The 667-nt window shown below is 42.7% G+C and carries 1 protein-coding gene and 1 pseudogene; both read left to right on the top strand.

The features are described from left to right. Positions 1-236: hotdog family protein (locus tag ACS8FC_RS18080; protein ID WP_459112983.1), on the top strand; the 236-nt coding region annotated here is incomplete at its 5' end. A gap of 173 nt (positions 237-409) precedes the next feature. Continuing rightward, positions 410-667 (top strand): annotated as a pseudogene (locus ACS8FC_RS18075) (acyl-ACP--UDP-N-acetylglucosamine O-acyltransferase); the annotation flags it as partial.

The following is a 667-nucleotide window of genomic DNA, read 5'->3' as shown; positions in this document are numbered from 1 at the left end:
GTCTGACTTCAGAAGATGGCTATCTGTATTTATTTGCTGGTGTGGATAAAGTGCGGTTTAAGCGCCGAGTCATTCCTGGTGATCAGCTCATCATTCGTGCCAAGACAGTGATGCAGCGCCATGGTATTTATAAGTTTGATTGTACGGTGCATGTCGAAGACGAACTTGCTGCGAGTGCTCAAATAATGATTGCGCGTCAAGAGCAGCAAAAAATCAAAGACAGTAAAAGTGCCTAAGTTTGTAATGAGTTAGCATTCATAAAGCGCTATATCGAATCGATCTTCACAATTATAATGAGCTATTATATTGATATTTAACAAAGCAGCGGATATTGGCCTCATTCTTGAAGCCAAACCAGCTGCATTTGGCTGACTATTTATTTGCATTAAATGATACAAGGGCCCACATCATGAGTCAGATTCATCCTACAGCACTCATCTCACCATCTGCACAGATTGATGAGACTGCCATCATTGGTCCCTACTGTATCATTGGTGATGAAGTGTCAATTGGACCACATACTGTGTTGCATAGGCATGTCGTTGTAACTAGGTTGACTCGTATTGGTGCGCAGAATGGGGTTTATCAGTTTGCGAGTGTCGGAGAGGATCCTCAAGATCTAAAGTACGCAGGTGAGCGTACTTGGCTTGAGATTGGCGATCACAAT

This window comes from Psychrobacter sp. 1Y4, assembly GCF_051847555.1.
The sequence above is the reverse complement of the archived record's forward strand: the minus strand, read 5'-3'. Positions and strand labels throughout refer to the sequence as shown.